The sequence below is a fragment of the Streptomyces mirabilis genome, assembly GCF_039503195.1.
Classification (GTDB): domain Bacteria; phylum Actinomycetota; class Actinomycetes; order Streptomycetales; family Streptomycetaceae; genus Streptomyces; species Streptomyces mirabilis_D.
This window is the reverse complement of the sequence record NZ_JBCJKP010000001.1, coordinates 5,211,537-5,233,109: the sequence shown is the minus strand read 5'-3', so window position 1 is coordinate 5,233,109 and position 21,573 is coordinate 5,211,537. Positions and strand designations below refer to the sequence as shown.

The following is a 21,573-nucleotide window of genomic DNA, read 5'->3' as shown; positions in this document are numbered from 1 at the left end:
GTTTCACGTGAAACAGCACCCCAACCGTCTTATGCGTGAACCCAGTTCGAGGCCTGCGGCGCAGCGGGTCAGTTCGTGCCGATGCGCGCCAGCAGATCCACGATCCGGTCCTGCACCTCGACGCTCGTCGAGCGCTCGGCGAGGAACAGGACCGTCTCACCCGCGGCGAGGCGCGGCAGTTCGGCCTGGTCGACAGCCGCGGTGTAGACGACGAGCGGGGTGCGGTTCAACTGCCCGTTCGCCCGCAGCCAGTCCACGATCCCGGCGCGCCGACGCCGTACCTGCATCAGATCCATCACGACCAGGTTCGGCCGCATCTGAGAGGCCAGCGTGACGGCGTCCGCGTCCGTGGACGCCCGCGCGACCTGCATTCCGCGCCGCTCCAGCGTCGAGGTCAACGCCAGCGCGATCTCCGCGTGCTCCTCGATGAGCAACACACGCGGCGGGTGCTGCTCGGAGTCCCGCGGCGCGAGCGCCTTCAGGAGTACGGCGGGATCGGCGCCGTACGCCGCCTCCCGCGTCGCCTGCCCCAGTCCCGCCGTCACCAGTACCGGGACCTCGGCGGCGACGGCGGCCTGGCGCAGCGACTGCAGCGCGGTGCGGGTGATCGGACCGGTCAGCGGGTCCACGAACAGCGCGGCCGGGAACGCGGCGATCTGTGCGTCCACCTCCTCGCGCGAGTTCACGATGACGGGCCGGTAGCCGCGGTCGCTCAGCGCCTGCTGGGTCGTCACGTCGGGCGCGGGCCACACGAGGAGGCGGCGCGGGTTGTCCAGCGGCTCCGGGGGCAGCTCGTCGTCCACGGGCCGCGGCTGCGGCTGGTCGGCGACCTCGACCGCGCCACCGGGACCGTCCAGCGGCTCAGGACCCTCGTCGGCGTTCTTGTCCGGGGCTCCTATGGCGTACGACCGACCGGCGCCCTCGGTCGCTCCGGGCAGCCTCGGCCCGGGAGCCGTGGCGGTCTGCCCGGCCTCCGGGTGCGGACGCGCCGTCGTTTCGGGGCGCTCGGAAGCGGGCTCGGGGGGAGTGCCGAGCTTGCGGCGGCGGCCGGAGCCGTTGGTCTGGTGCGGGGGAGGCGTGGCGGTCTGCTGTGCCTGCGCCTGGGCCTGGGCCGGTGCGGCCCCCGGCTGGTTCGGCGCCGGCTGACGGCTGAACGGCACGCCCTGCCCGAGCGTCCGCACGCTGAACGCGCGCCCCTGCGTCGAGTTGGGGTCGATCGGCGCGACGGCCTCGGCGGGCAGCGGCTGGGCGACCCGCGGCTGAGCACCCGGCCGCGGCACCGGCTGCGCGGGCTGCTCCGGCGGGAGGGGGGTGCCGGGGCAGGAGTCTGCGCCTGCGGTTGCGGCTGGGCCCGGCGGGCGGCGGCCGCCGGGGCGGGGGCACCGGGCGGTACGGGCGCTGCCGGAGCTACGGGGGCGCCGGCGCCGGAGGTGTCGTCGGCGTTCGGGGCCGGCCAAGGGGCCGGGGCCTGCGCGGGGACGGCCTGTGCCGGGGTGGCCGGTACCGGGGCGCCCTGGGCCGGAACCGCCGCCGTGTCCGGCCGAGCCGGGGCCTGGCGGGCCCGCACTCCCGACGGCGCGGGAACCGGGTGCGGCTGGGGCGGAGTGTGATCGTCGGCCGGGTCGTGCGGCATCCCGTCGTGCCGGCCCTCGTCCCCCTGGCCACGACCGGCGACGGCACCGACGGCGTCGCCCGCCTGCTCCAGGAGCTGCTGCTGGGCCCTTTGCGCCTGCTGGACCTGTTCGGCCTGGACGTACTCGGGTGAGCGGTCCGCCTCCGCCGGCGGAAGCGCGAACACGGTCCGGGCTCCCCCTTCCTGCACGGCTGCCCGCTCGGCCGCCGCGGCCAGCGCCCGCCGACGCCGCCCGGTCGGCTGCGCGCCGACACCTTCGGCGGGGACGGCCTCCGGGGCACCCGGAGTACCGGGCGCGCTCGGGGCGCTGGGAGCCGAGGGCAACGCGGGCGGCAGCGCGTGCTGTTCGCCGTCACGCCGTGCCCGCCGCCCGGACGGCACGGGTACCCCTTGCGGAGAAGCCACGGGAACCCCCTGCGGAGGCACCGTCCCGCCCAGTCCCGTACCCGCGGCCGCGGTTCCCGCCCCGTGCTCGGCCGCCATGACGACCGCGCCCTCCGACACACCCTCGACCGGGTCGCCGTCCGCGCCCTCGACCGGGCTCGGCCGCCCACGACGGCGCCCGGTGGCGACGCCATCGCCGTCACCGGGGCCCTGGGCCTGCGCGGGCACGGACACCTCGGCGGCCTCCTGCTCCGCGGCCGTCCGGCGCCTGCGCCGCCCGGTGGGAGCGGCCGCACCGCCCTCGGTCGTGACCGTCTCCGCGGGGGCGACCTCGCTCTCCAGGAAGGCGTCCACGGAGGACCGCCGGGCCCGCCGCCTGCCACCGCCCTGGTTGCCGCCGTTCTGGTGCGAGGCCTGCTCGGGGAGGGCGATCTCGGCACCGGTCGACGCCGGGACCTCGAGGGCCATCGCTCCGGCCCCGTCGCCGATCGGCACCTCCAGGACGAACGCGCTGCCGCTCATTCCCGGTACCTCGTGCGTCTGCAGCACGCCGCCGTGCGCGCGCACGATCCCGCGCACGATCGGCTCGTGCACCGGGTCTCCCCCGCTGTAGGGCCCGCGCACCTCGATCCGTACGACCTCGCCGCGCTGCGCCGCCGCCACGACGACGGTGTTGTCCATGTAGCCGCCCGCGGACACCGGCGCGTTGCCGGTCGCGTCGACTCCGGCCACGTCCGCGATGAGGTGCGCCAGCGCCTGCGCGAGCCGCTGCGGGTCGACCTCGGCCTCGATGGGCGGCGCGTGCACGGCGAACTGCACACGCCCGGGCCCGATCAGTTCGACGGCCCCGTCGACACCGGCCGCGACGACCGCGTCCAGCATCACGTTCGTACGGACGATCTGCTCGGCCCCCGCGTCCAGCCGCTGATAGCCGAGCACGTTGTCGACGAGGGTCGTGATCCGCGAGTAGCCCGCCGCGAGGTGGTGAAGCACCTGGTTGGCCTCGGGCCACAGCTGGCCGGCGTCGTCGGCGGCGAGCTTGGAGAGCTCACCGCGCAGCTGGTCGAGGGGCCCGCGCAGGGACTGGCCGAGCACCGAGAGGAGCTGATCGTGCCGGGCGGTCAGTGCCTCGTAGCGGTCCTTCTCGCGCTCGCCGAGCGCCGCGTACCGCTCGTCGCCCGCGGCGAGTTCCTCCTCGTGGCGCTCGCTCACCTCGGCGAGCTCGGCGGCGTGCCGCTCGCGCAGCTCCGCCAGCTCCGCCGCGTGCTCCTCGCCGATCCGCTCGATCTCCTCCGCGTGCTGGGTGGCCTCGGCGTCCCTCTCCTCGACGAGGCTGTCGTACGGCCGTCGGTCGGTGAAGGTCATCACGGCGCCGACGAGCTGGTCCCCGTCACGCACCGGAGCGGTCGTCAGGTCGACCGGCACCTTGTCCCCGGACTTGGACCACAGCACCTGCCCGCGCACCCGGTGCTTGCGCCCGGAGCGCAGGGTGTCGGCGAGCGGGGACTCCTCGTACGCGAAGGGCTCGCCGTCCGCGCGCGAGTGAAGGATGAGGGCGTGCAGGTCCTGCCCGCCGAGATCACTGGCCCGATATCCCAGTATCTGGGCGGCCGCCGGATTGACGAGGACGACCCGCCCCTCCGTGTCCGTGCCCACGACACCCTCGGCCGCCGCGCGCAGGATCATCTCGGTCTGTCGTTGCGAACGCGCGAGTTCGGCCTCGGTGTCGACGGTGCCCGACAGATCGCGTACGACGAGCATGAGCAGCTCGTCAGGGGTGGGACCGTAACTGTCGTAGGCCTGCTGGCCGTTCTCCAGGTTCGCGCTGGTGACCTCGACCGGGAACTCGCTGCCGTCGGTCCGCCGCGCGATCATCCTGGTCGGCTTGGTCCGCCCGCGCTGGTCGATCGTCTCGGGCCGCCGCATGGACCCGGGGATCAGCCTCGAGTCGAACTGCGGCAGCAGATCGAGCAGCCCCCGGCCCACCAGAGCCGTACCCGGGGCCTCGAAGGCCTCCAGGGCGATGGTGTTGGCGTTGACGACCGTGCCATTGGCGTTGACCAGCACCAACGCATCGGGCAGCGCGTCCAGTATGGCTGCGAGGCGAGCAGCGCCTCGGGATGGCCTGCTGCTCACGAGACGCTTCCTCCCTGTTACCGCACCTTGCCGACCGCGAGGGCCATCTTGCCAACCTGCCCGCAGCGTGTCACGCGAGCGAGTCTACGGGCAGAGGTTGCGCTCGCGGCGCCGGATGAGAGGGAGGTCGCACGCAGAAGAACGGAAGAACCTGTGACCGCGCATTTCATCCCTTCCCTCCCTACCTCGCCGAACCGTGGCGTCACCATGACCGAGCGGTGCCGCGACGGTGGGCGGAGCCGGGGAGCAGGGGGACGAGGGCGTCCCAGCGTGCGACCTGGCAGCCGTCCGCCCGGTCGAACCGCGCGTCGACGGGCCGCCCGGCCCAGGTCCCGGTCACATGGGCGGTGGCCGGACCGCCGTACATCATCGTGCACATCGTGCCGGGCGCCACGGGGGCGAAGGGGTCCTTGCCCCACGTGGTCCGCTGGTCCAGCGTCGCGCACGCCTTGCCCACGTCGGGGTGACTGCCGCCATCGGGATGACACCGCAGCTCGTACGTCCCGTCGCCGCCTTCCGCGTGCTGGACGGTCACGGTCAGCCGGTCCCCGGAATCCTCGCCGCGGGCCGGCGGAGGCATCAGGCTCAGGGAGGCCGGTTCCGCGCGGGCGGCTCCGGCCTGGGCGACGGCGGGCAGGGCGGGTACGACGGACAGTGCCGCGACGGACGCGGCGGCGGTGAGGACGAGACGACGCAACATGACCTGACTAACGCGAGGGGCCCCGAGCGGTTGCGCGCGACCGACACCTGCCCCCGCGCGTCTCAGAGGTTCGGCTCTCCGACTCTCCGGCTCCTCGGGACTTTGCTCTGTGACCCGACTGCCTAGTACCGTGGGAGCCGATTGGTGACACCCCACCCGGCTGTGTCATCATCTGCACGCACCACTCGCGCTCGCGTGGGCGGTTGTGCGGGAGGCGTCGCCTAGTCCGGTCTATGGCGCCGCACTGCTAATGCGGTTTGGGCCTTAAAGCCCATCGAGGGTTCAAATCCCTCCGCCTCCGCGCCAAGATCCGAAGCCCCGGTCCAGCTGGACCGGGGCTTCGGCGTTGAGCCCCTCTGGAGCGCGTTTGCCCAGCTCGCAAGGGGTGCGGCAAACGGATTTCACATGGCGGCGGCAGTCATGTAATGTTCTTCCTGTCGCCGCGAGCGGGCCGAAAGCCCGGGAAGCGGGACGAAGCAGGAAACAAAAAAACAAGCACTCGTAGCTTAACGGATAGAGCATCTGACTACGGATCAGAAGGTTGCAGGTTCGAATCCTGCCGAGTGCACACCAGACCAGAGACCCCGTGGAGTGATCCACGGGGTCTCTGGCTTTTGCCTTGACGCCAGTGTTCCCCGGCAACCGCTTCTGTTCTGTCCATGAGCTCAACGGGAACACTGTTCGGCATGCCTGTCTCGCTGCATCACATCGTCATCGACGCCCACGACCTGCCCGCCCTGGCCCGGTTCTGGGCCGAGGTGCTGCGCTGGCGGATCCTGTCCGAGCGGGAGCGGGAGGTCGTGATCGGGCCGGACGAGACGGCCCCGGTGGGAATCTGCTTCATGCCGGTGACCGACCGCAAGGTCGTCAAGAACCGCCTGCACCTCGATCTGACCTCTACGGCGGAGGACCGGGAAGCCGAGATCGAGCGAATCCTTGCCCTCGGCGCTCGCCGAGCGGACGTCGGGCAGAGCGGCGGCGAGTCGTGGACCGTGCTGTCCGATCCGGAGGGGCACGAGTTCTGCGTAGTCCGTCCGAAGGAGACCCTCATCGGATAGTCCTGGGAGTCGATCGACAGCTACCCGGGACGCCAGCTGCACAGCGCCTCGAAGGAGCGGTTCCGGGCCGCTGGCAGGAGCACGTACGGCGTGCACGAGCGGCCCGGATGCACGTTCACCGTCACGGCCACCGATCCCGGCCCGAACGTGCCTGCGGCCTCACGGCAGTTCACCCCCTCCTCGGCCAGAACGGCAACGACGCCCTTGACTGCGGACCCGGCGCGAAACGGTGGGCCCGGCATCGACTTCTGCGTCCGCCCCTCCACTGGTGCAGGCGCCACCCGATGCAACCCCCGTGCGCAAACCACTTGAAGGCAGCCGCCGGGCGTGACGTACATGCCCGGCGGCTGCGGGCTCAGAACCGGGAAGCTGACGGCCGTAATTTCATGGACGCGGGCGTCGAATTCCGTCTCCATTCCATGTGGATCTCGATTCCATGGATGTCGGAATGGGTCCGCGGTAATGGGGCCAGGTGTGCGGACGGCGCGCAGGCGGTTCAGAGGCCCCGGAGGGATCAGTCGGCACGGGTGGCGTGGGTGTGCGGGTTGTGGACGCTCGCGAGGAGTTGCTGGTACGTCTCATGCATGGGCTTCTCCTTCCCCTTCGGGCTGAGAGAGATGATCTCGATGAAATGGGCGTCGCCGGCGATGAGGCGGGCGGAACCCGCAGCGCCGTCAGGGGCGGAGAGACGCGCGTCGAGGCTCGGCTGGCCGTGGACCGTGATCTTGTGGACGCCGGTGCTGGAGAGCTTGTGCTCGGGGGACTGGGCGCCCGCGTTGTAGCCGTCCACCAAGCCCCGAAGAGCGTCGTCGAGTTCCCCCTGGGCGCGGGGCAGGTCGAAGACCGCGAAGACGATGACCCCGTTGTCGGTCCGCACCTTGTAAAGGCGACCGTTCATTCCGTCCACGGCCTGGGTGAACTGCATGACATCGGGCTTTCCGGGGAGCCGGAACTTGATGCCGCTCACAGCGTCGGTGGTCTCCACCCATTGCTCGGCGGAGGCGGGGCCGCCGTGCTGACGGTGAGCGTCGTGATCGGGGGCGACCGTGGTGACGGTGGCCGTGTGCGGCGCCGCCGTGGCGGCCATCGCGCTGCTGGGCAACACCGCGCCTCCGGCGATCACGGTGGTCGAGGCGGCGAGCAGCAGAAGGCGCTGGAAATGGGAACGTCGATTCATGAAATTCACATCCCGTGGAAGTGGGGGGAGGGTGGAAAGTAGGTTGACGAATGGTCTGCGAATTACGGGTTTCCGGCCGCGCATCGCATGTGTCCATTAGGCCCGTTCCTTTGAATCGGGTCATGCCCCTGAATCACGTGACGCGAGAAGTCGGGACTTGACCGATGTCGTTGGGCTGAGCACAATCCCCGGCCTGCACGCTGTCGCCGCGGCGGGCTTCCTGTGGGGGGTGCTTGCGGGGAATCGATCCTGCTGTCGCCTGCCGAGTGAACATCATTGATTTCTAAGGGAGTTGCATGCTTCCCACATGTTGCGGAAGATTGCCAACAGAGCCTCGAGGATCTTGCGCGAAGCGTCTTGCGAGCCCTTCAAGGCCTGGGTGGCCGAGGTCGTCGTGACCATCCAGCGCGACGGCTGCTACGAACTCGAGCCGGCCCCCGTACAGCCCGCCCCCGGGGGTGGCGTCACCTACGTCGTGCTTCAGCAGGTCGCCGATGCCATCGTGCGGCTCGAGGAGCGGAACATTCGGGCGGACGAGGAGTTCGCGGCGCGGGTGGCGGAGCGGAACGAATTGCTGCCGAGCGCAATGCCCTGATGGCTGAGGGTAATCGGCTGGCGGCTCGACGGGAGCAGTTGCCGGCCGAGAGGAATCAGCTGTTGCGGGAGTCGAACGGTGACCGGAGCGCCACGACCCGGAACCAGGACGCGATGGCGCGCAGCCAGGAAATGATCTTTCGGAGTCAGGAGGTGATCGCTCGCGGCCAGGAGGTGATCGCCTGGAGCCAGGACGCGATGGCGGTGGCCCTGGGGCGCATGGCCGAGGAACGCCGAAGGGCGTCGGGCGAACGACGCCGGACGAAGGAGAAGGGCCCGAAGTCGCATCCCATTCTTGCGGCTTCGGGCCCTCTCCATGTCAGGTGAAGGCGCGCCGGCTCAGTCGCCCTTCCGCAGCTCCTCCAGGTATTCGCCCATCAGCCTTCCCGTACGGGTGAACAAGTCGTACAGGATGGCGATTTCGGCGGGCGAGTAGTCGGAGAAGAGTTCGGTGACGCGGGCGTAGTGCGGCTCGTAGAGGGCCTTGACGCGGGCGACCGCATCCGGGTTCGCGGCCACGCGGACGCGGCGGCGGTCGTCGGGGTCGGGACGGCGGGTGACGTAGTCGGCGCGTTCGAGGCGGTTGAGGATCCCCGTGACGGCGCCCGTCGTGACATGGGCCCGCTCAGCGAGGTCGCCGGCCGTGAGCAGCCTGTCGCCCGCCTCCAGGACGAAGCCGAAGCACGTGAGGTCGGTGACGTTCAGGTTCAGCCGCTGGGCCATCTCCTGCTGGCCGATCATGCCCGTCGCGATGAGGTGGTCCATCGCGTTCAGCGCCTGGGCCGGAGTCGCGGGTGGGCGCGGCGTGCCCTGCTGCATGGGCATTTCCCTTAGTGCGTGAGATGTTTCTGGGGTAGATTTCTTAGCGTATGAGGGATTCTAGTCCCTCACATCACGAAACTCCGCTGTTCGGACAGAGGGAGGCAATACGTGAGCAAGCATGACGAGGGGCACACCCTCGCGGGCTGGATCGGATTCGGGATCGCCACCGCGGGGGTGGTGGGCATCGGGCTGGGGGTCTGCGCCGACAACGCCCTCGGGGAGTGGGGCGGCCTGGCGGTCGTGGCCGTGAGCGTGCTGGTCACCTGGGTGCTCCATCTCGCCGGATGGGGCAAGCCGCCCGGGCGACGGCCGGCCTCGGAGTGGGGACTGCGGGTCAGGGACCTCGGCGCGCGGCAGGGGCACCCCGGGTGCGTGGGGTGCCGGCTGGCGGGGCGCGGGCGGCCCGCGACCAGGTCGGACGTGGCTGTCGGCGGTAAGCCTGTGAGCGGTGAACCCGTGACCGAGTCCATCACCTGAACGGCTGCCCGGGCGGAGGCGGCTTGATCGCCGGCCCCGTTGTCGGTGGCAACGCCTACGCTCGTGAGTGATGGCACAGACGTGGAGATGTTCGGGTCTGCGATGGTCTGCGGACGGCCCCGTGCTGATGTGGGGCGGCGGACGGGGCAGTGCGCTGTCCTGGGGGAAGCGGGTGGCCTTTGGGGTGGTGGACGAGGGCGTACGGACGTGTGTGGGGGCGCGGGGGAACGCATGTCCGGTGCGGGCGGTGGTGTCGGGGCGGAGCGCGGGGGCCCGTTGTGAGGAGTGCGCGCGGCTGGATCGCGCGCACTCCGTGGCCGCCGACACGATGGCCGACGACCCGCGGCCCTACCGGGTGTACCTCGCGTGGTTCGGGCCCGGCATGGTCAAGGTCGGGATCACCGGGGCCGCGCGCGGGTCGGCTCGGCTGCTGGAGCAGGGGGCCGTCGTCTTCAGCTGGCTGGGGCAGGGGCCGTTGATGGCGGCGCGGCGGACCGAGGAGCTGCTGCGGGCCGCGCTCCGGGTGCCGGACCGGATCCCGTACGCCGAGAAGCGGGCGGTGCGGGCAGCGTTGCCGGGGGCGGGCGAGCGGCTGGAGGAGATCCGGGAGCTGCACGCGCGGGTCATGGAGCTCGAAGGCTGGCCCGAGTCCCTGGAGCGGGCGCCCTTCCAGGCCGTCGACCACACCGAGGTGTTCGGGCTCGAAGGGCTCCAGCCCGCCATCGGTGTCGTGAGCGAGCTGGTCGCGGGCGGTGTGGTGAGCGGGGAGCTGGTCGCCGCGGCCGGACCCGATCTGCATCTGGCGACCGGGCGAGGGGTCGTCGTGGTCGATACGCGGATCATGACCGGATGGGAGCTGACCGCGGTCAGGGGTGAACAACTGACGGTTCCCGTAAGGGAGTGGGAGGACAGGAGTGTGAGGCAGGACGGACTCTTCTGAGTGCCCGCGTGAGTGCCCGGGTCCGAGTGCCCGCGCGGATGCCGTTCTCCGAGGGTCAAGAGTTGGATCCCTCTTGGATCCCGTTCGGAAAGGGCCTGGACGAGTGGGGCGACCCGGCCCGACAGTGGTTGCCATGAGCGATCACTCCATTGCACCTGTCGCCGCCCACGAACCCCCTTACTACGCCGCCGTGTTCACCTCCGTCAGGACCGAGGACGACGGAGGGTACGGAGAGACCGCCGAGCGCATGGAGGAGCTGGTGAAGGACATCCCGGGCTACCTCGGCATGGACTACGCGCGCACGCCGGGCGGCCTGGCGATCACCGTCGGGTACTTCCGGGACGCGGACGCGATCCGGGAGTGGGGCGGGCACGCCGAGCACCGCGCGGCGCAGCGGCGCGGCCGCGCCGAGTGGTACGAGCGCTACACACTGCACATCGCCAAGGTCGAGCGGAGCCATGAGTACGAGCGGACTCCAGGGGACTGAGCAGAGCATCGGGACCGAGCAGGGCACGGAGGCAGGGCGAAGTGGCAGGAGCGAGCGTGCGGGCGACTGGCGGGACTGACGGGTCGGGCGGGACTGACGGGTCTGGAGGGGCTGACGGGTCCGGCGGGGAAGACGTACGGCGGTTCTGGCAGCGGCTCGGGCTCCCGGGGCTCGTCGATGTCCACACGCACTTCATGCCCGAGCGCGTCCTGCGCAAGGTGTGGGACTACTTCGACGCGCTCGGGCCGCTGACCGGCGGCGTCGAGTGGCCCATCACCTACCGCGCGGAGGAGGGCGAGCGGCTCGCGGTCATCCGGGAGTTCGGGGTACGGGCCTTCACCGCGATGCTCTACCCGCACAAGGCCGGCATGGCGCAGTGGCTGAACTCCTGGGCCGTCGACTTCGCCCGCCGGACGCCCGACTGTCTGCACACCGCCACCCTGTTCCCCGAGCCGGGCGTCGAGGGGTACGTGCGGGAGGCGTTGGAGCAGGGGGCTCGCGTCTTCAAGGCGCACGTCCAGGTGGGGGCGTACGACCCGAGTGATCGACTCCTCGACTCCACCTGGGGGCTGCTCGCCGAGGCCGGGGTCCCTGTCGTGGTCCACTGCGGGTCCGGTCCCGCGCCCGGCAAACACACCGGGCCCGAGCCGGTCGCCCGTGTCCTCGCCCGGCATCCCCGACTGCGGCTGATCGTGGCGCACATGGGGATGCCCGAGTACGAGGACTTCCTCACCCTCGCGGAGCGCTACGGGGAGGTGCGGCTGGACACGACGATGGCGTTCACGGACTTCAGCGAGCGGTTCGCGCCGTTTCCGCGGGAGGCCGGGAACCGGCTCGTCGACCTGGGGGACCGGGTCCTGCTGGGGACCGACTTCCCGAACATCCCCTATCCGTACGTGCACCAGCTGCACGCCCTCGAACGGCTCGGGCTGGGAGACGACTGGCTGCGGGCCGTCTGCTACGAGAACGGCGCTCGTCTCTTCGCGATCCGTCCCTGAACGGGGCGCCCCGGAACGGCCGTCGGGAACTTCGTGACCTTCCCAGGAGTTCCCTGAGAGGCACCTGTGTGTTTCTCAGGGAAATCACAGGTCCCCGAAAGCGTGCTCTCAGAGGACCCCGACAAGGTGTCCGCTATGACCACGACCTCGCCCCAGGGGCGCACCGAACTGCTGAGGCCGGACGGGAGCCCCGTCCGAGTGCTGGTAGTGGACGACGAGCTGTCGATCACCGAGCTGCTCTCCATGGCCCTTCGTTACGAAGGCTGGCAGATCCGCAGCGCGGGTGACGGACAGGGTGCGGTGCAGACCGCGCGCGAGTTTCGGCCCGACGCCGTTGTCCTCGACATGATGCTGCCGGACATGGACGGCCTCGCGGTCCTGGGGCGCCTGCGCCGCGATCTGCCCGACGTGCCCATCCTCTTCCTCACGGCCAAGGACGCCGTCGAGGACCGCATCGCGGGGCTGACAGCCGGCGGCGACGACTACGTCACCAAGCCCTTCAGCCTCGAGGAGGTCGTGGCCCGGCTGCGCGGACTGATCCGCCGCTCCGGTGCCGCCGACCGGCGTTCCGACTCCGTGCTCGTCGTCGGCGACCTCACCCTCGACGAGGACAGTCACGAGGTCTCGCGTGCCGGGGAGAACATCCACCTCACCGCGACGGAGTTCGAACTCCTGCGGTTCCTCATGCGTAATCCCCGGCGTGTACTCAGCAAGGCACAGATACTCGACCGCGTGTGGTCGTACGACTTCGGCGGCCAGGCCAACGTCGTCGAGCTCTACATCTCGTACCTGCGCCGCAAGATCGACGCCGGACGTGAGCCGATGATCCACACCAGGCGTGGGGCCGGTTACCTGATCAAGCCCGCGGCGTCATGAGCGGGCGACGACGGCCGCGTAAGCAGGGGCGAGGACGACAGCCGCGCACGCTGCGGACGCGGCTCGTCGTCGCGTCCGTGGTGCTGATCGCCGTGGTGTGTGCGGTGATCAGCACGGTGACGACGCTTGCGTTGCGGTCGCACCTTTACGACCAGTTGGACAGGCAGCTGACCGAGGTCGCCTCGCGCGCGTCCGGCTCGTTCGGTCCGCCCGGCGCGCAGCCCAGGAACGGCATCGGCGCGCCCGGTGGGCAGAGGGTGCAGTCGCGCCCGACCGAACTCAAAGATTTCGTCACCAAGGGTCCGCAGCCCCCAGGCACCATCGCGGCCAAGGTGGTGAACGGTTCCATCACCGATGCCCAGCGCGGTGAGAAGTCCACGAGCGACCTCGAGATGAACGCAAAGACTCTCACCAAGGCGCAGCTCGCGGCCCTCGGCTCCGTTTCCCAGGACGGCAAGCCGCACACCGTGGACATCCCCGGCGAGGGTGAGTATCGCGTCGAGTACAAGACCGGCGACAACGGCAGCTACTACGTCGCCGTACCGACCTCGGACGTCAACAGCACCATCAACACCCTGATCCTCGTCGAGGTCAGCGTCACCGCCGCCGGTCTCATCGCCGCCGGCATCGCGGGCAGCGTCCTCGTCGGGCTCGCCCTGCGCCCCCTGCGCAAGGTCGCCTCCACCGCCACCCGCGTCTCCGAACTCCCCCTGCACACCGGCGAGGTCACCCTCTACGAGCGGGTGCCGGAGTCCGAGGCCGACCCGCACACCGAGGTCGGCCAGGTCGGCGCCGCACTCAACCGCATGCTCGACCACATCCACAGCGCCCTGCACGCACGCCAGCAGAGCGAGATGCGCGTACGGCAGTTCGTCGCGGACGCGAGTCATGAGCTGCGTACACCGCTGGCGTCGATCCGCGGTTATGCCGAGCTGACGAGACGCGGCCGCGAGGAGACCGGGCCCGACACCCGGCACGCCCTCGGCCGGATCGAGTCCGAGGCCGGGCGCATGACCCTGCTCGTCGAGGACCTGCTGCTGCTCGCGCGGCTGGACGCCGGACGCCCGCTCCAGTACGACCAGACCGACCTCGTACCGCTCGTCATCGACGCCGTGAGCGACGCCCGGGCGGCCGGTCGCGGCCACAACTGGCGGCTCGAACTGCCGGAGGAGCCCGCGCTGGTCCTCGCGGACGCCGCACGGCTGCAACAGGTCATGGTCAATCTCTTCGCGAACGCCAGAACGCACACCCCGCCCGGTACGACCGTCACCGCACGCGTGCACCGGCACGGACCGTGGCTGTGCGTGGACGTCCAGGACGACGGGCCCGGCATCCCGCCCGACCTGCTTCCGCGCGTCTTCGAACGCTTCGCACGCGGTGATTCCTCGCGCTCCCGGTCCTCCGGCTCGACGGGCCTGGGACTGGCCATCGTGCAGGCCGTCGCGGCCGCGCACGGCGGTGCCGTCACCGTGGACAGCATGCCCGGACGGACGGTGTTCACCCTTCATCTGCCCGCGATCGCCGTCGATCCGTTCGTGGAAACAAAGGCGCAACTGTTCTCACAGGCACAGCACAGCGCCACCACATGGGTGCAACAGGGCGTGTGACGAGAGTCGTTCGCATGCGAACCGACTCTTCTCCCGGCAACCTGCCGGCGCGGGAGCACCTCCCGGCCGGGTCCGCCGGTACGCCTGTCCTGGACGTAGTGATCCCCGTTTACAACGAGGAGAAGGATCTCCAGCCGTGTGTGGTGAGACTGCACGAGCATCTCAAGCGCACCTTCCCGTACGCGTTCCGCATCACGGTCGCGGACAACGCCTCGACGGACACCACCCCTCAGGTGGCCGCACGGCTGGAGTCGGAGATACCGGAGGTCAGGTCCTTCCGGCTTGAGCAGAAGGGCCGCGGGCGCGCGCTGCGCACCGTGTGGTCGGCCTCGGACGCTCCGATCCTCGCCTACATGGACGTGGACCTGTCCACCGACCTCAACGCCCTCCTCCCGCTGGTGGCCCCGCTGATCTCGGGCCACTCGGACCTCGCGATCGGCTCCCGGCTCGCCCGCAGCTCGCGCGTGGTGCGCGGTGCCAAGCGGGAGTTCATCAGTCGCACCTACAACCTGATCCTGCGCGGCTCGCTGCAGGCCCGCTTCTCGGACGCGCAGTGCGGCTTCAAGGCGATCCGCCGCGATGTCGCCCAGGTGCTGCTGCCGCTGATCGAGGACACCGGCTGGTTCTTCGACACCGAGATGCTGGTGCTCGCCGAGCGCGCCGGACTGCGCATCCACGAGGTGCCGGTCGACTGGGTCGACGACCCGGACTCGACCGTGCACATCGTGAAGACCGCGACCGACGACCTGAAGGGTGTGTGGCGCGTGGGGCGCGCCCTCGCCACCGGTTCACTCCCCCTCGACCGGCTCGCGCGCCCCTTCGGGGACGATCCGCGCGACCGCGACCTGACCGACGTGCCCAAGGGTCTGGCCCGCCAGCTCGTCGGCTTCTGTGTGGTGGGCGTCCTGTCCACCCTCTTCTACCTGCTCCTGTACAGCGGCTTCCGCTCGTTCTCGGGCTCGCAGATCGCCAACGCGCTCGCCCTGCTCGTGTCGGCCGTCGCCAACACCGCGGCCAACCGCCGTCTGACCTTCGGCGTCCGCGGTCGCGGCAGCGCGGTCCGGCACCAGGCACAGGGCCTGGTCGTCTTCGGTATCGGCCTCGCCCTCACCAGCGGCTCGCTCGCCGCCCTGAACGCGGCGACGAGCAGCCCGGCGCACTCCACCGAACTCGCGGTGCTCATCGCCGCCAACCTCGCGGCGACCGTGCTGCGGTTCCTGCTCTTCCGCGCCTGGGTCTTCCCGGACCGGCGTGACGAGAGGGGAGCCTCGACCGTCGTCGCCTCGCACAACCCGGCCTCGCCCACCTATGGCACGACGTCGGCGGCGCACCCGCAGTACCAGCACCCGCGGCAGCTCCCGCGTCAGCAGCACCCGCACACGCCGCTGCCCCAGCGCCCGACCGCGACGGCGCCCCAAGCTCCGTACATCAATCACGACCACAACCAGACCGACGAGTTCCGCGCCGGTGAAGCCGCGGACCGCACCTGGGGGGACGCAACCATGCAGCTGCAGGCGGTGCGCCCGCACGATCACGACCCGAGGGACACGAGGGACGCACGATGACGACTCAGTCCGATACGAGCCACCAGGAGGGCGCGAGCCCCTCCGGCGCCGAGCTCTTCTGGGGACCGCCGAGCTCGACGGCTCTGCAGGAGCCCGTGGTGCCGCCCATCGCGGCCCCCCGGTCCGGTGAGCCCGAGCAGCCGTTCTTCCACCGCGTCTGGCGCGGCCGGCCCGAGGACCCGCGCTGGGTGCGCCCCGCCTTCCTCGCCCTGCTCGTCGCCACCGGCCTGCTCTACCTCTGCAACCTGAGCGCCTCCGGGTACGCCAACTCCTTCTACTCCGCGGCCGTCCAGGCCGGCAGCCAGAGCTGGAAGGCCCTCTTCTTCGGCTCGCTCGACTCGGCCAACGCCATCACCGTCGACAAGCCCCCGGCCTCGCTGTGGCCGATGGCCCTGTCGGTACGGATCTTCGGTCTCACCTCGTGGGCGATCCTCGTCCCCGAGGTGCTGATGGGTGTCGCCACGGTCGGCGTCCTGTACGGGGCACTGCGCCGTCGCTTCAGCCCAGCGGCCGGTCTGATCGCGGGTGCGGTGCTCGCGCTCACTCCCGTCGCCGCGCTGATGTTCCGGTTCAACAACCCGGACGCGATGCTCGCGCTGCTGATGACCGTCACGATCTACTGCGTGGTCCGCGCTCTGGAGGACGGCCGGACGAAGTGGCTGGTCTGGGCGGGTGTCGCGGTCGGCTTCGCCTTCCTCGCGAAGACCCTGCAGGCCTTCCTGATCCTGCCGCCGCTCGCGGTCGTGTACGCGGTCTGCGCGCCGGTGCAGCTCAGGAAGCGGTTCGCACAGCTGGGTCTTTCGGCGGTGGCGATGGTCGTCGCCGGCGGTTGGTGGGTGGCGATCGTGGAGCTGTGGCCCGCGTCCTCCCGCCCGTACATCGGCGGCTCGCAGAACAACTCCTTCCTTGAGCTGACCTTCGGCTACAACGGCCTCGGCCGTATCAACGGCGACGAGACCGGCAGCGTCGGTGGTGGCGGCGGTGGCGGTGGCACCGGCCAGTGGGGCGAGACCGGCTGGAACCGGATGTTCAACTCGGAGATCGGCAGCCAGATCGCATGGCTGCTGCCCGCCGCGCTGATCCTGTTCGTCGCGGGGATCGTGCTCACCCGCAAGGCCAGGCGGACCGACCTGACGCGCAGCTCGTTCCTCGCCTGGGGCGGCGCGCTGCTGATGACAGCGATCATCTTCAGCTACATGGCCGGCATCTTCCACCAGTACTACACGGTGGCCCTGGCCCCCTACATCGCGGCCGTCGTCGGCATGGGCGCGACGGTGCTGTGGGAGGAGCGGAGCAAGGTCTGGGCCTCGCTCACCCTCGCCGGCGCGGTCACCGCGACCGCCGCCTGGGGATACGTCCTCCTCAACCGCACCCCCACCTACCTCCCGTGGCTGAAGTGGCTGGTCCTCATCGGCGGTCTGGTCGGCGCGCTCGGCCTGATCTTCGCGGCCAGGCTGGGCCGTCAACTGGCCCTCGCGGCGGTCGGACTGAGCTTCGTGGCCTCGGTCGCGGGCCCGACGGCGTACACGCTGTCCACGGTGAACACCGGGCACACCGGTTCGATCGTCACGGCCGGTCCCGCGGGCGCCGGCATGATGGGCGGCCGTGGTCCCGGTGGCGGCGGTGGCATGCGGGGCGGCTTCCCCGGTGGCGGCAACACCCAGGGCCAGAACCAGCAGGGCGGCAACGGCACCACCCAGCAGGGCGGCGGCATGGGCCGGCCCCCGATGGGCGGTACGGGCGGCACCGGTGGCTTCCCCGGTCAGAACCGGCAGGGCAACGGCAACACCCAGGGCCAGAACCAGCAGGGCGGCATGCCCGGCGGTGGCGCGATGGGCGAGGGCGGCATGGGCGGTGGCGGCGTGGGCGGTCTGCTCAACGGCGCGACCGTCAGCCCCGCGGCCAAGAAGCTGCTGGAGACGAAAGCGGGCGACTACACCTGGGCGGCCGCGGCCATCGGTTCCCAGAACTCCGCGAGCTACCAGCTCGCCACCGGCAAGCCGGTGATGGCGATCGGCGGCTTCAACGGCACCGACCCGTCCCCGACGCTGGCCCAGTTCAAGAAGTACGTGACGGACGGCAAGGTCCACTACTTCATCTCGGGCGGCGGCATGGGTGGCATGGGCGGCGGCAACTCCACCACCTCCACCTCCTCCCAGATCAGCTCGTGGGTCACGGCCAACTTCAAGAAGGTGACGGTCGGTTCGGCCACCTTCTACGACCTGACGCAGCCGACCAAGTAGCTGGCAGCAGGTCCTGCACGCAGGGCGGTGGCCCGGAGCGATCCAGCTCCGGGCCACCGCCCTTTTCGTACGCCCCGCTCGTACGCCCTTTTCGTACGCCCGGAGAACTGCGTTGTACGCTGTATGGGAGCTGTTCTACGGTGTACAGCATGTCGACGACTCCCCCAGGACCCTCGAGGACCAGCCGCAAGGCCACCCCCAACGCTGGCTGATCCTCGGCGTCATCTGCCTCGCCCAACTGACCGTGCTGCTCGACAACACCGTCCTGAACGTCGCGATCCCCTCCCTCACCCGGGAGCTGGGCGCGGCCACCTCCGACATCCAGTGGATGATCAACGCGTACTCGCTGGTGCAGTCCGGGCTGCTGCTCACGGCGGGCAGCGCGGCCGACCGCTACGGCCGCAAGAAGATGCTGATCGCGGGTCTGGTCCTCTTCGGGATCGGCTCGGTGGTGGCCGGACTCGCCGACTCCACGGGCCAGTTGATCGCCGCACGGGCCGGGATGGGCGTCGGCGGCGCGCTCCTGCTGACCACCACGCTCGCCGTCGCCATGCAGGTCTTCACCCCCGCGGAGCACCCGAAGGCCATCGGCATCTGGAGCGCCGTCAACGCCCTCGGCTTCGCGGCCGGGCCGCTCCTCGGCGGCTTCATACTGAACCACTTCTGGTGGGGCGCGATCTTCCTGGTCAACCTGCCGGTGGTGGCCCTGGGCCTCGCCGCGGTGGTGGCCCTCGTACCGGAGTCGAAGAGTCCGCGCGGGGACCGTCCCGACCTCCTGGGAGCGCTGCTTTCCACGATCGGTATGACCGCACTCGTGTACGCGATCATCTCCGGCCCCGAACACGGCTGGACGTCGGGCCGGGTCCTGGCCACGGACGCGGTCGCCGTGCTGGTGCTGGCCGCCTTCGCGTACTGGGAGAGCCGCATCCCGTACCCCATGCTCGACCTGCACTTCTTCCGCGACCGGCGCTTCACGGGAGCCGTGGCGGGAGCCGTCCTCATCACCTTCGGCATGGGTGGTGCCCTCTTCCTCCTCACCCAGCACCTCCAATTCGTCCTGGGATACGGCCCCCTGGAAGCCGGACTGCGTACGGCGCCGCTCGCGCTCGCGGTCGTGGCGCTGAACTTCTCCGGCCTCTCGGCGAAGTGGACGGCGAGACTCGGCACTCCGGTGTCGATCGCGCTCGGCATGACGCTGATGTCGGCCGGGTTGGTGTCGATCGCCACGCTCGCCGCGCACGGGTACGGCGACACACTGCTCGGGCTGTTGCTGATCGGCGCGGGCGCCGCCGTGGCCAACCCGGCCATGGCACACGCCGTCATGAGCGCGATTCCGCCGGAGAAGGCGGGCGTGGGCGCGGGCATCAACGGCACGCTCGCCGAGTTCGGCAACGGCCTCGGCGTGGCGGTCCTCGGGGCGATCCTCAACTCCCGGTTCGCGGCGCTGATTCCGGTGGCGGCGGCCTCGCTCCCGGCCGCGCTGGCCTCGGCGGGTTCGGAGGAGGAGCGCGGGCGGATCACGGACGCGTTCTCGTCGGGGTTGGAGACCAGCCAACTGGTGGGCGCGGTGGCCGTCCTTCTCGGTGGACTGCTGGCCGCGGCGTTGCTACGACGTGCGGAGAGGGCAGACTCCGCGATGGCGGTGTCGGCGTAGCGCCCGCTTAGCATCAGGGTTCCGAGTCATCAGTTGTGAGTTTCGAGTCTCGAGTTTCGAGTCCCGAGGAAGGTGCGCCATGGTGAGGGCAGCCGACCGTGCCGAGCGTCCGGGGCGGACCAGTGTCTGGCTGGAGGGCAAGGCTCCCCGGGGCGCTGCGGCGCGCGGGGGCGGGCAGCCGTCGGGGCTCGACCGGGACCGGATCACCGAGGTCACCGTACGGCTGCTGGATGCCGAGGGCATGGCGAAGTTCTCCATGCGCCGGCTGGCCGCCGAGCTGAACGTCACCGCGATGTCCGTGTACTGGTACGTCGACACCAAGGACGACCTGCTGGAGCTCGCCCTCGACGCGGTCTTCGGCGAACTGGAGCTGCCCGACGCGGAGTCGGGCGAGGACTGGCGCGACCAGCTCCGCTCCCTCGCCACCGGCTATCGCGCGCTGCTGGTCCGCCACCCCTGGGTGTCCCCGCTGATCGGGACCTTCCTGAACATCGGCCCGCACTCCATGGCCTTCTCGCTCTGCGTCCAGCAGGTGATCCGCAACACCGGCCTGCCCCGGCACGGCCAGATGGGCGCGCTCTCGGCGGTCTTCCAGTTCGTGTACGGGTTCGGCACCATCGAGGGCCACTTCGTGCAGCGCTGCGCCTCGGCGGGGATGACCCAGGACGAGTACTTCCGTCAGGCCATGAGCACGATCGGCGAACAGCCGCAGTTCTCCGCCAACTTCGAGAACGCCGCGGACCTCATGGAGGCCCGCGGCGGTGACACGGTCGAGGAGATGCGGGAGCGGGACTTCACGTTCGCGCTGGAAACGCTGATCGCGGGGATCGAGACGATGGTCGCCCGGGGTTAGGGCCTGCCCCGCTCCTTCTCGGCCGTTCCCGGGCTACTCCTGGGGGACAGCCGGGCCGGGAAGCCGCCCGTCGCGACCGGTCCCCACTTCACCGGCGTGACCCGGATGATCGACTTGCCCTGCTTGAGCATGGCCTCCCGGTACTCGTCCCAGTCCGGGTGTTCGCCCGCGATGTTCCGGTAGTACTCGACGAGCGGCTCGACGGATTCGGGGGAGTCGACGACCTCGGCCGTGCCGTCGATCTGGACCCAGGGTCCGTTCCACTCGTCGCTCAGCACGATCAGGCTGACCCGCTCGTCCCGCTTGGCGTTACGGGTCTTCGCGCGTTCGGGGTAGGTCGAGACGACGATCCGCCCGGCGTCGTCGACCCCGCAGGTCAGGGGGGAGCCCTGGGGGCTGCCGTCCGCCCTCCGGGTCAGCAGGATGGCGCGGTGGCGGGGGCGTACGAAGTCGAGCAGTTCGTCCAGGGACACGGCGGTGTTCGTAGCGATGTTCGGTGCCATGTGAGTCAGCCTAGGCTGCCCGCCGGGAAGGTGCGCTCACCTCACGCCTGCGGGAGTGGCACGCCTTGCACCGCCTGGACGTCCAACTCCACCTTCAGCGTGCTGCCGATCGCCGAGATGCCTGCCTGGATGACCTGGTTGTAGTTCATGGCGAAGTCCTCGCGGTGGAGTTCGGTCGTCGCCCGGAAGGCGGCCCGCGTGCCGCCCCAGGGGTCCCCGCCCGTGCCCAGGTAGGCGAGGTCCAGGTCGACCGGGCGGGCGATGCCGCGCATGGTGAGTTCGCCGTGGACGGTCCAGCGGTCGGAGCCGGCCGGGGTCAGGCCGGTCGAGCGGTAGGTGATCCGCGGGTACGTCTCGACGTCGAGGAAGTCGGGGGACTTCAGGTGGCCGTCGCGCATGCCGTTGCCGGTGTCGATCGAGGCCGCGGTGATCACGGCCTCGACACGGGACTTGGACACGTCGTCCGGGGCGATCTCGATCGTCGCGGAGAAGTCCGTGAAACGGCCGTGCACGCTGGAGATGCCCAGGTGCTGCGCGACGGCGCCGACGGAGGAGTGCGCCGGGTCGACGGTCCAGGGTCCGGGCGGCGGCAGTTCGTTGCCGCCCTGGCGGGCGAGGGTCACATTGCCGATCTCGGCCCGGCCGCTCGCCGTCACGATCGCGCTGGAGGCGGCGGGCGCGTACCCGACCGCGGTCACGATCACGGTGTACGCGCCGGGCGTGAGGGGGGTCGGGTCGTGCACGGCGCCTTCGGCGTCGGCCTCGGCGCGCAGCACCTGCGTCCCGGTCATGTCGGTCACCGTGACGACCGCGTGCGACACGGCCCATCCGTCCCGCGTGCGAATCCGTGCGGTCAGTCCCATCCC

General features: G+C 70.7%; 21 protein-coding genes and 2 tRNA genes. 15 read left to right on the top strand and 8 right to left on the bottom strand.

Annotated elements, in window-relative coordinates; genetic code table 11:
- Positions 1 to 68: 68 nt before the first annotated feature.
- The 3 genes from AAFF41_RS51650 to AAFF41_RS24200 form a co-directional block, all read right to left on the bottom strand.
- On the bottom strand, positions 69 to 803 hold the full coding sequence (locus AAFF41_RS51650) for a response regulator (RefSeq protein ID WP_425526154.1): 735 nt from the start codon (positions 801 to 803) through the stop codon (positions 69 to 71).
- 92 nt (positions 804 to 895) lie between these two features.
- Positions 896 to 4,153, bottom strand: coding sequence for a PAS domain-containing protein (locus AAFF41_RS24205; protein WP_425526153.1), 3,258 nt, complete (start codon positions 4,151 to 4,153; stop codon positions 896 to 898).
- Positions 4,154 to 4,355: 202 nt separating this feature from the next.
- Positions 4,356 to 4,853 (bottom strand): SSI family serine proteinase inhibitor, encoded by a 498-nt coding sequence (locus AAFF41_RS24200; protein WP_319751258.1) that lies wholly within the window; start codon positions 4,851 to 4,853, stop codon positions 4,356 to 4,358.
- 210 nt (positions 4,854 to 5,063) lie between these two features.
- On the opposite strand from AAFF41_RS24200, the gene AAFF41_RS24195 reads away from it, so the two are divergent.
- The 3 genes from AAFF41_RS24195 to AAFF41_RS24185 all read left to right on the top strand — a co-directional run bounded on the left by AAFF41_RS24195 (position 5,064) and on the right by AAFF41_RS24185 (position 5,911).
- Positions 5,064 to 5,154, top strand: a tRNA-Ser gene (locus tag AAFF41_RS24195).
- Positions 5,155 to 5,348: 194 nt separating this feature from the next.
- Positions 5,349 to 5,421 (top strand) — tRNA-Arg (locus AAFF41_RS24190).
- A 118-nt stretch (positions 5,422 to 5,539) separates the two neighbouring features.
- Positions 5,540 to 5,911: a VOC family protein gene (locus AAFF41_RS24185; protein ID WP_343324619.1), complete on the top strand. Its 372-nt coding sequence runs from the start codon at positions 5,540 to 5,542 to the stop codon at positions 5,909 to 5,911.
- A gap of 20 nt (positions 5,912 to 5,931) precedes the next feature.
- Here AAFF41_RS24185 and AAFF41_RS24180 read toward each other — a convergent pair whose 3' ends face one another.
- Both AAFF41_RS24180 and AAFF41_RS24175 read right to left on the bottom strand, forming a co-directional pair.
- Positions 5,932 to 6,327 (bottom strand): hypothetical protein, encoded by a 396-nt coding sequence (locus tag AAFF41_RS24180; RefSeq protein ID WP_319751260.1) that lies wholly within the window; start codon positions 6,325 to 6,327, stop codon positions 5,932 to 5,934.
- 98 nt (positions 6,328 to 6,425) lie between these two features.
- Complete coding sequence (locus tag AAFF41_RS24175; protein WP_319751261.1) at positions 6,426 to 7,088, bottom strand: hypothetical protein; 663 nt, start codon at positions 7,086 to 7,088, stop codon at positions 6,426 to 6,428.
- Between the two features lie 343 nt (positions 7,089 to 7,431).
- On the opposite strand from AAFF41_RS24175, the gene AAFF41_RS24170 reads away from it, so the two are divergent.
- A complete protein-coding gene (locus tag AAFF41_RS24170; RefSeq protein WP_319751262.1) occupies positions 7,432 to 7,683 on the top strand; it encodes a hypothetical protein in 252 nt (83 codons plus the stop codon).
- Complete coding sequence (locus AAFF41_RS24165; RefSeq protein ID WP_319751263.1) at positions 7,683 to 8,009, top strand: hypothetical protein; 327 nt, start codon at positions 7,683 to 7,685, stop codon at positions 8,007 to 8,009. The genes AAFF41_RS24170 and AAFF41_RS24165 overlap by 1 nt, the downstream gene beginning before the upstream one ends.
- Positions 8,010 to 8,021: 12 nt before the next feature.
- On the opposite strand, the gene AAFF41_RS24160 is transcribed toward AAFF41_RS24165, so the two are convergent.
- Complete coding sequence (locus AAFF41_RS24160) at positions 8,022 to 8,501, bottom strand: MarR family winged helix-turn-helix transcriptional regulator (RefSeq protein ID WP_415925951.1); 480 nt, start codon at positions 8,499 to 8,501, stop codon at positions 8,022 to 8,024.
- A 111-nt stretch (positions 8,502 to 8,612) separates the two neighbouring features.
- Here AAFF41_RS24160 and AAFF41_RS24155 point away from each other — a divergent pair, with 111 nt between their 5' ends.
- The 10 genes from AAFF41_RS24155 (at position 8,613) to AAFF41_RS24110 (ending at position 20,204) form a co-directional block, all read left to right on the top strand.
- Positions 8,613 to 8,981 carry an HGxxPAAW family protein gene (locus AAFF41_RS24155; RefSeq protein WP_319751265.1) on the top strand — a complete coding sequence of 123 codons (369 nt, stop codon included), beginning with the start codon at positions 8,613 to 8,615 and terminating at the stop codon, positions 8,979 to 8,981.
- 70 nt (positions 8,982 to 9,051) lie between these two features.
- Positions 9,052 to 9,921 carry a DUF2797 domain-containing protein gene (locus tag AAFF41_RS24150; protein ID WP_319751266.1) on the top strand — a complete coding sequence of 290 codons (870 nt, stop codon included), beginning with the start codon at positions 9,052 to 9,054 and terminating at the stop codon, positions 9,919 to 9,921.
- Between the two features lie 133 nt (positions 9,922 to 10,054).
- Positions 10,055 to 10,408 carry an antibiotic biosynthesis monooxygenase family protein gene (locus tag AAFF41_RS24145; RefSeq protein ID WP_319751267.1) on the top strand — a complete coding sequence of 118 codons (354 nt, stop codon included), beginning with the start codon at positions 10,055 to 10,057 and terminating at the stop codon, positions 10,406 to 10,408.
- A 56-nt stretch (positions 10,409 to 10,464) separates the two neighbouring features.
- Positions 10,465 to 11,406: an amidohydrolase family protein gene (locus AAFF41_RS24140; RefSeq protein WP_415925952.1), complete on the top strand. Its 942-nt coding sequence runs from the start codon at positions 10,465 to 10,467 to the stop codon at positions 11,404 to 11,406.
- A 135-nt stretch (positions 11,407 to 11,541) separates the two neighbouring features.
- Complete coding sequence (locus AAFF41_RS24135) at positions 11,542 to 12,282, top strand: response regulator transcription factor (protein ID WP_319751269.1); 741 nt, start codon at positions 11,542 to 11,544, stop codon at positions 12,280 to 12,282.
- A complete protein-coding gene (locus AAFF41_RS24130; protein WP_319751270.1) occupies positions 12,279 to 13,889 on the top strand; it encodes a HAMP domain-containing sensor histidine kinase in 1,611 nt (536 codons plus the stop codon). Before AAFF41_RS24135 ends, AAFF41_RS24130 begins: the two co-directional genes overlap by 4 nt.
- Positions 13,890 to 13,903: 14 nt before the next feature.
- Positions 13,904 to 15,454: a bifunctional glycosyltransferase family 2/GtrA family protein gene (locus AAFF41_RS24125; protein ID WP_319751271.1), complete on the top strand. Its 1,551-nt coding sequence runs from the start codon at positions 13,904 to 13,906 to the stop codon at positions 15,452 to 15,454.
- Entirely contained in the window at positions 15,451 to 17,697 is a 2,247-nt protein-coding gene (locus AAFF41_RS24120) for an ArnT family glycosyltransferase (RefSeq protein WP_343324618.1), read from the top strand. Before AAFF41_RS24125 ends, AAFF41_RS24120 begins: the two co-directional genes overlap by 4 nt.
- 130 nt (positions 17,698 to 17,827) lie before the next feature.
- Complete coding sequence (locus tag AAFF41_RS24115; protein ID WP_343326345.1) at positions 17,828 to 19,351, top strand: MFS transporter; 1,524 nt, start codon at positions 17,828 to 17,830, stop codon at positions 19,349 to 19,351.
- A gap of 79 nt (positions 19,352 to 19,430) precedes the next feature.
- Positions 19,431 to 20,204, top strand: a complete 774-nt coding sequence (locus AAFF41_RS24110; protein ID WP_319751274.1) for a TetR/AcrR family transcriptional regulator — start codon at positions 19,431 to 19,433, stop codon at positions 20,202 to 20,204.
- Here AAFF41_RS24110 and AAFF41_RS24105 read toward each other — a convergent pair.
- Together AAFF41_RS24105 and AAFF41_RS24100 are read right to left on the bottom strand one after the other, a co-directional pair.
- Positions 20,201 to 20,707, bottom strand: coding sequence for a PPOX class F420-dependent oxidoreductase (locus AAFF41_RS24105; protein WP_343324617.1), 507 nt, complete (start codon positions 20,705 to 20,707; stop codon positions 20,201 to 20,203). The genes AAFF41_RS24110 and AAFF41_RS24105 overlap by 4 nt on opposite strands.
- Before the next feature lie 41 nt (positions 20,708 to 20,748).
- Positions 20,749 to 21,570: a YceI family protein gene (locus tag AAFF41_RS24100; RefSeq protein WP_319751275.1), complete on the bottom strand. Its 822-nt coding sequence runs from the start codon at positions 21,568 to 21,570 to the stop codon at positions 20,749 to 20,751.
- Positions 21,571 to 21,573 lie beyond the last annotated feature (3 nt).

Bases quoted from the DNA above. Each gene is read 5' to 3' on its own strand.
- AAFF41_RS24180 (WP_319751260.1), bottom strand. From the start codon at position 6,327: ATGGAGACGGAATTCGACGCCCGCGTCCATGAAATTACGGCCGTCAGC.
- AAFF41_RS24145 (WP_319751267.1), top strand. From the start codon at position 10,055: ATGAGCGATCACTCCATTGCACCTGTCGCCGCCCACGAACCCCCTTAC.
- AAFF41_RS24130 (WP_319751270.1), top strand. From the start codon at position 12,279: ATGAGCGGGCGACGACGGCCGCGTAAGCAGGGGCGAGGACGACAGCCG.
- AAFF41_RS24105 (WP_343324617.1), bottom strand. From the start codon at position 20,707: ATGGCACCGAACATCGCTACGAACACCGCCGTGTCCCTGGACGAACTG.
- AAFF41_RS24150 (WP_319751266.1), top strand. From the start codon at position 9,052: ATGGCACAGACGTGGAGATGTTCGGGTCTGCGATGGTCTGCGGACGGC.
- AAFF41_RS24125 (WP_319751271.1), top strand. From the start codon at position 13,904: ATGCGAACCGACTCTTCTCCCGGCAACCTGCCGGCGCGGGAGCACCTC.
- AAFF41_RS24100 (WP_319751275.1), bottom strand. From the start codon at position 21,570: ATGGGACTGACCGCACGGATTCGCACGCGGGACGGATGGGCCGTGTCG.
- AAFF41_RS24110 (WP_319751274.1), top strand. From the start codon at position 19,431: ATGGTGAGGGCAGCCGACCGTGCCGAGCGTCCGGGGCGGACCAGTGTC.
- AAFF41_RS24135 (WP_319751269.1), top strand. From the start codon at position 11,542: ATGACCACGACCTCGCCCCAGGGGCGCACCGAACTGCTGAGGCCGGAC.
- AAFF41_RS24160 (WP_415925951.1), bottom strand. From the start codon at position 8,501: ATGCAGCAGGGCACGCCGCGCCCACCCGCGACTCCGGCCCAGGCGCTG.
- AAFF41_RS24165 (WP_319751263.1), top strand. From the start codon at position 7,683: ATGGCTGAGGGTAATCGGCTGGCGGCTCGACGGGAGCAGTTGCCGGCC.
- AAFF41_RS24185 (WP_343324619.1), top strand. From the start codon at position 5,540: ATGCCTGTCTCGCTGCATCACATCGTCATCGACGCCCACGACCTGCCC.
- AAFF41_RS24175 (WP_319751261.1), bottom strand. From the start codon at position 7,088: ATGAATCGACGTTCCCATTTCCAGCGCCTTCTGCTGCTCGCCGCCTCG.
- AAFF41_RS24120 (WP_343324618.1), top strand. From the start codon at position 15,451: ATGACGACTCAGTCCGATACGAGCCACCAGGAGGGCGCGAGCCCCTCC.
- AAFF41_RS24200 (WP_319751258.1), bottom strand. From the start codon at position 4,853: ATGTTGCGTCGTCTCGTCCTCACCGCCGCCGCGTCCGTCGCGGCACTG.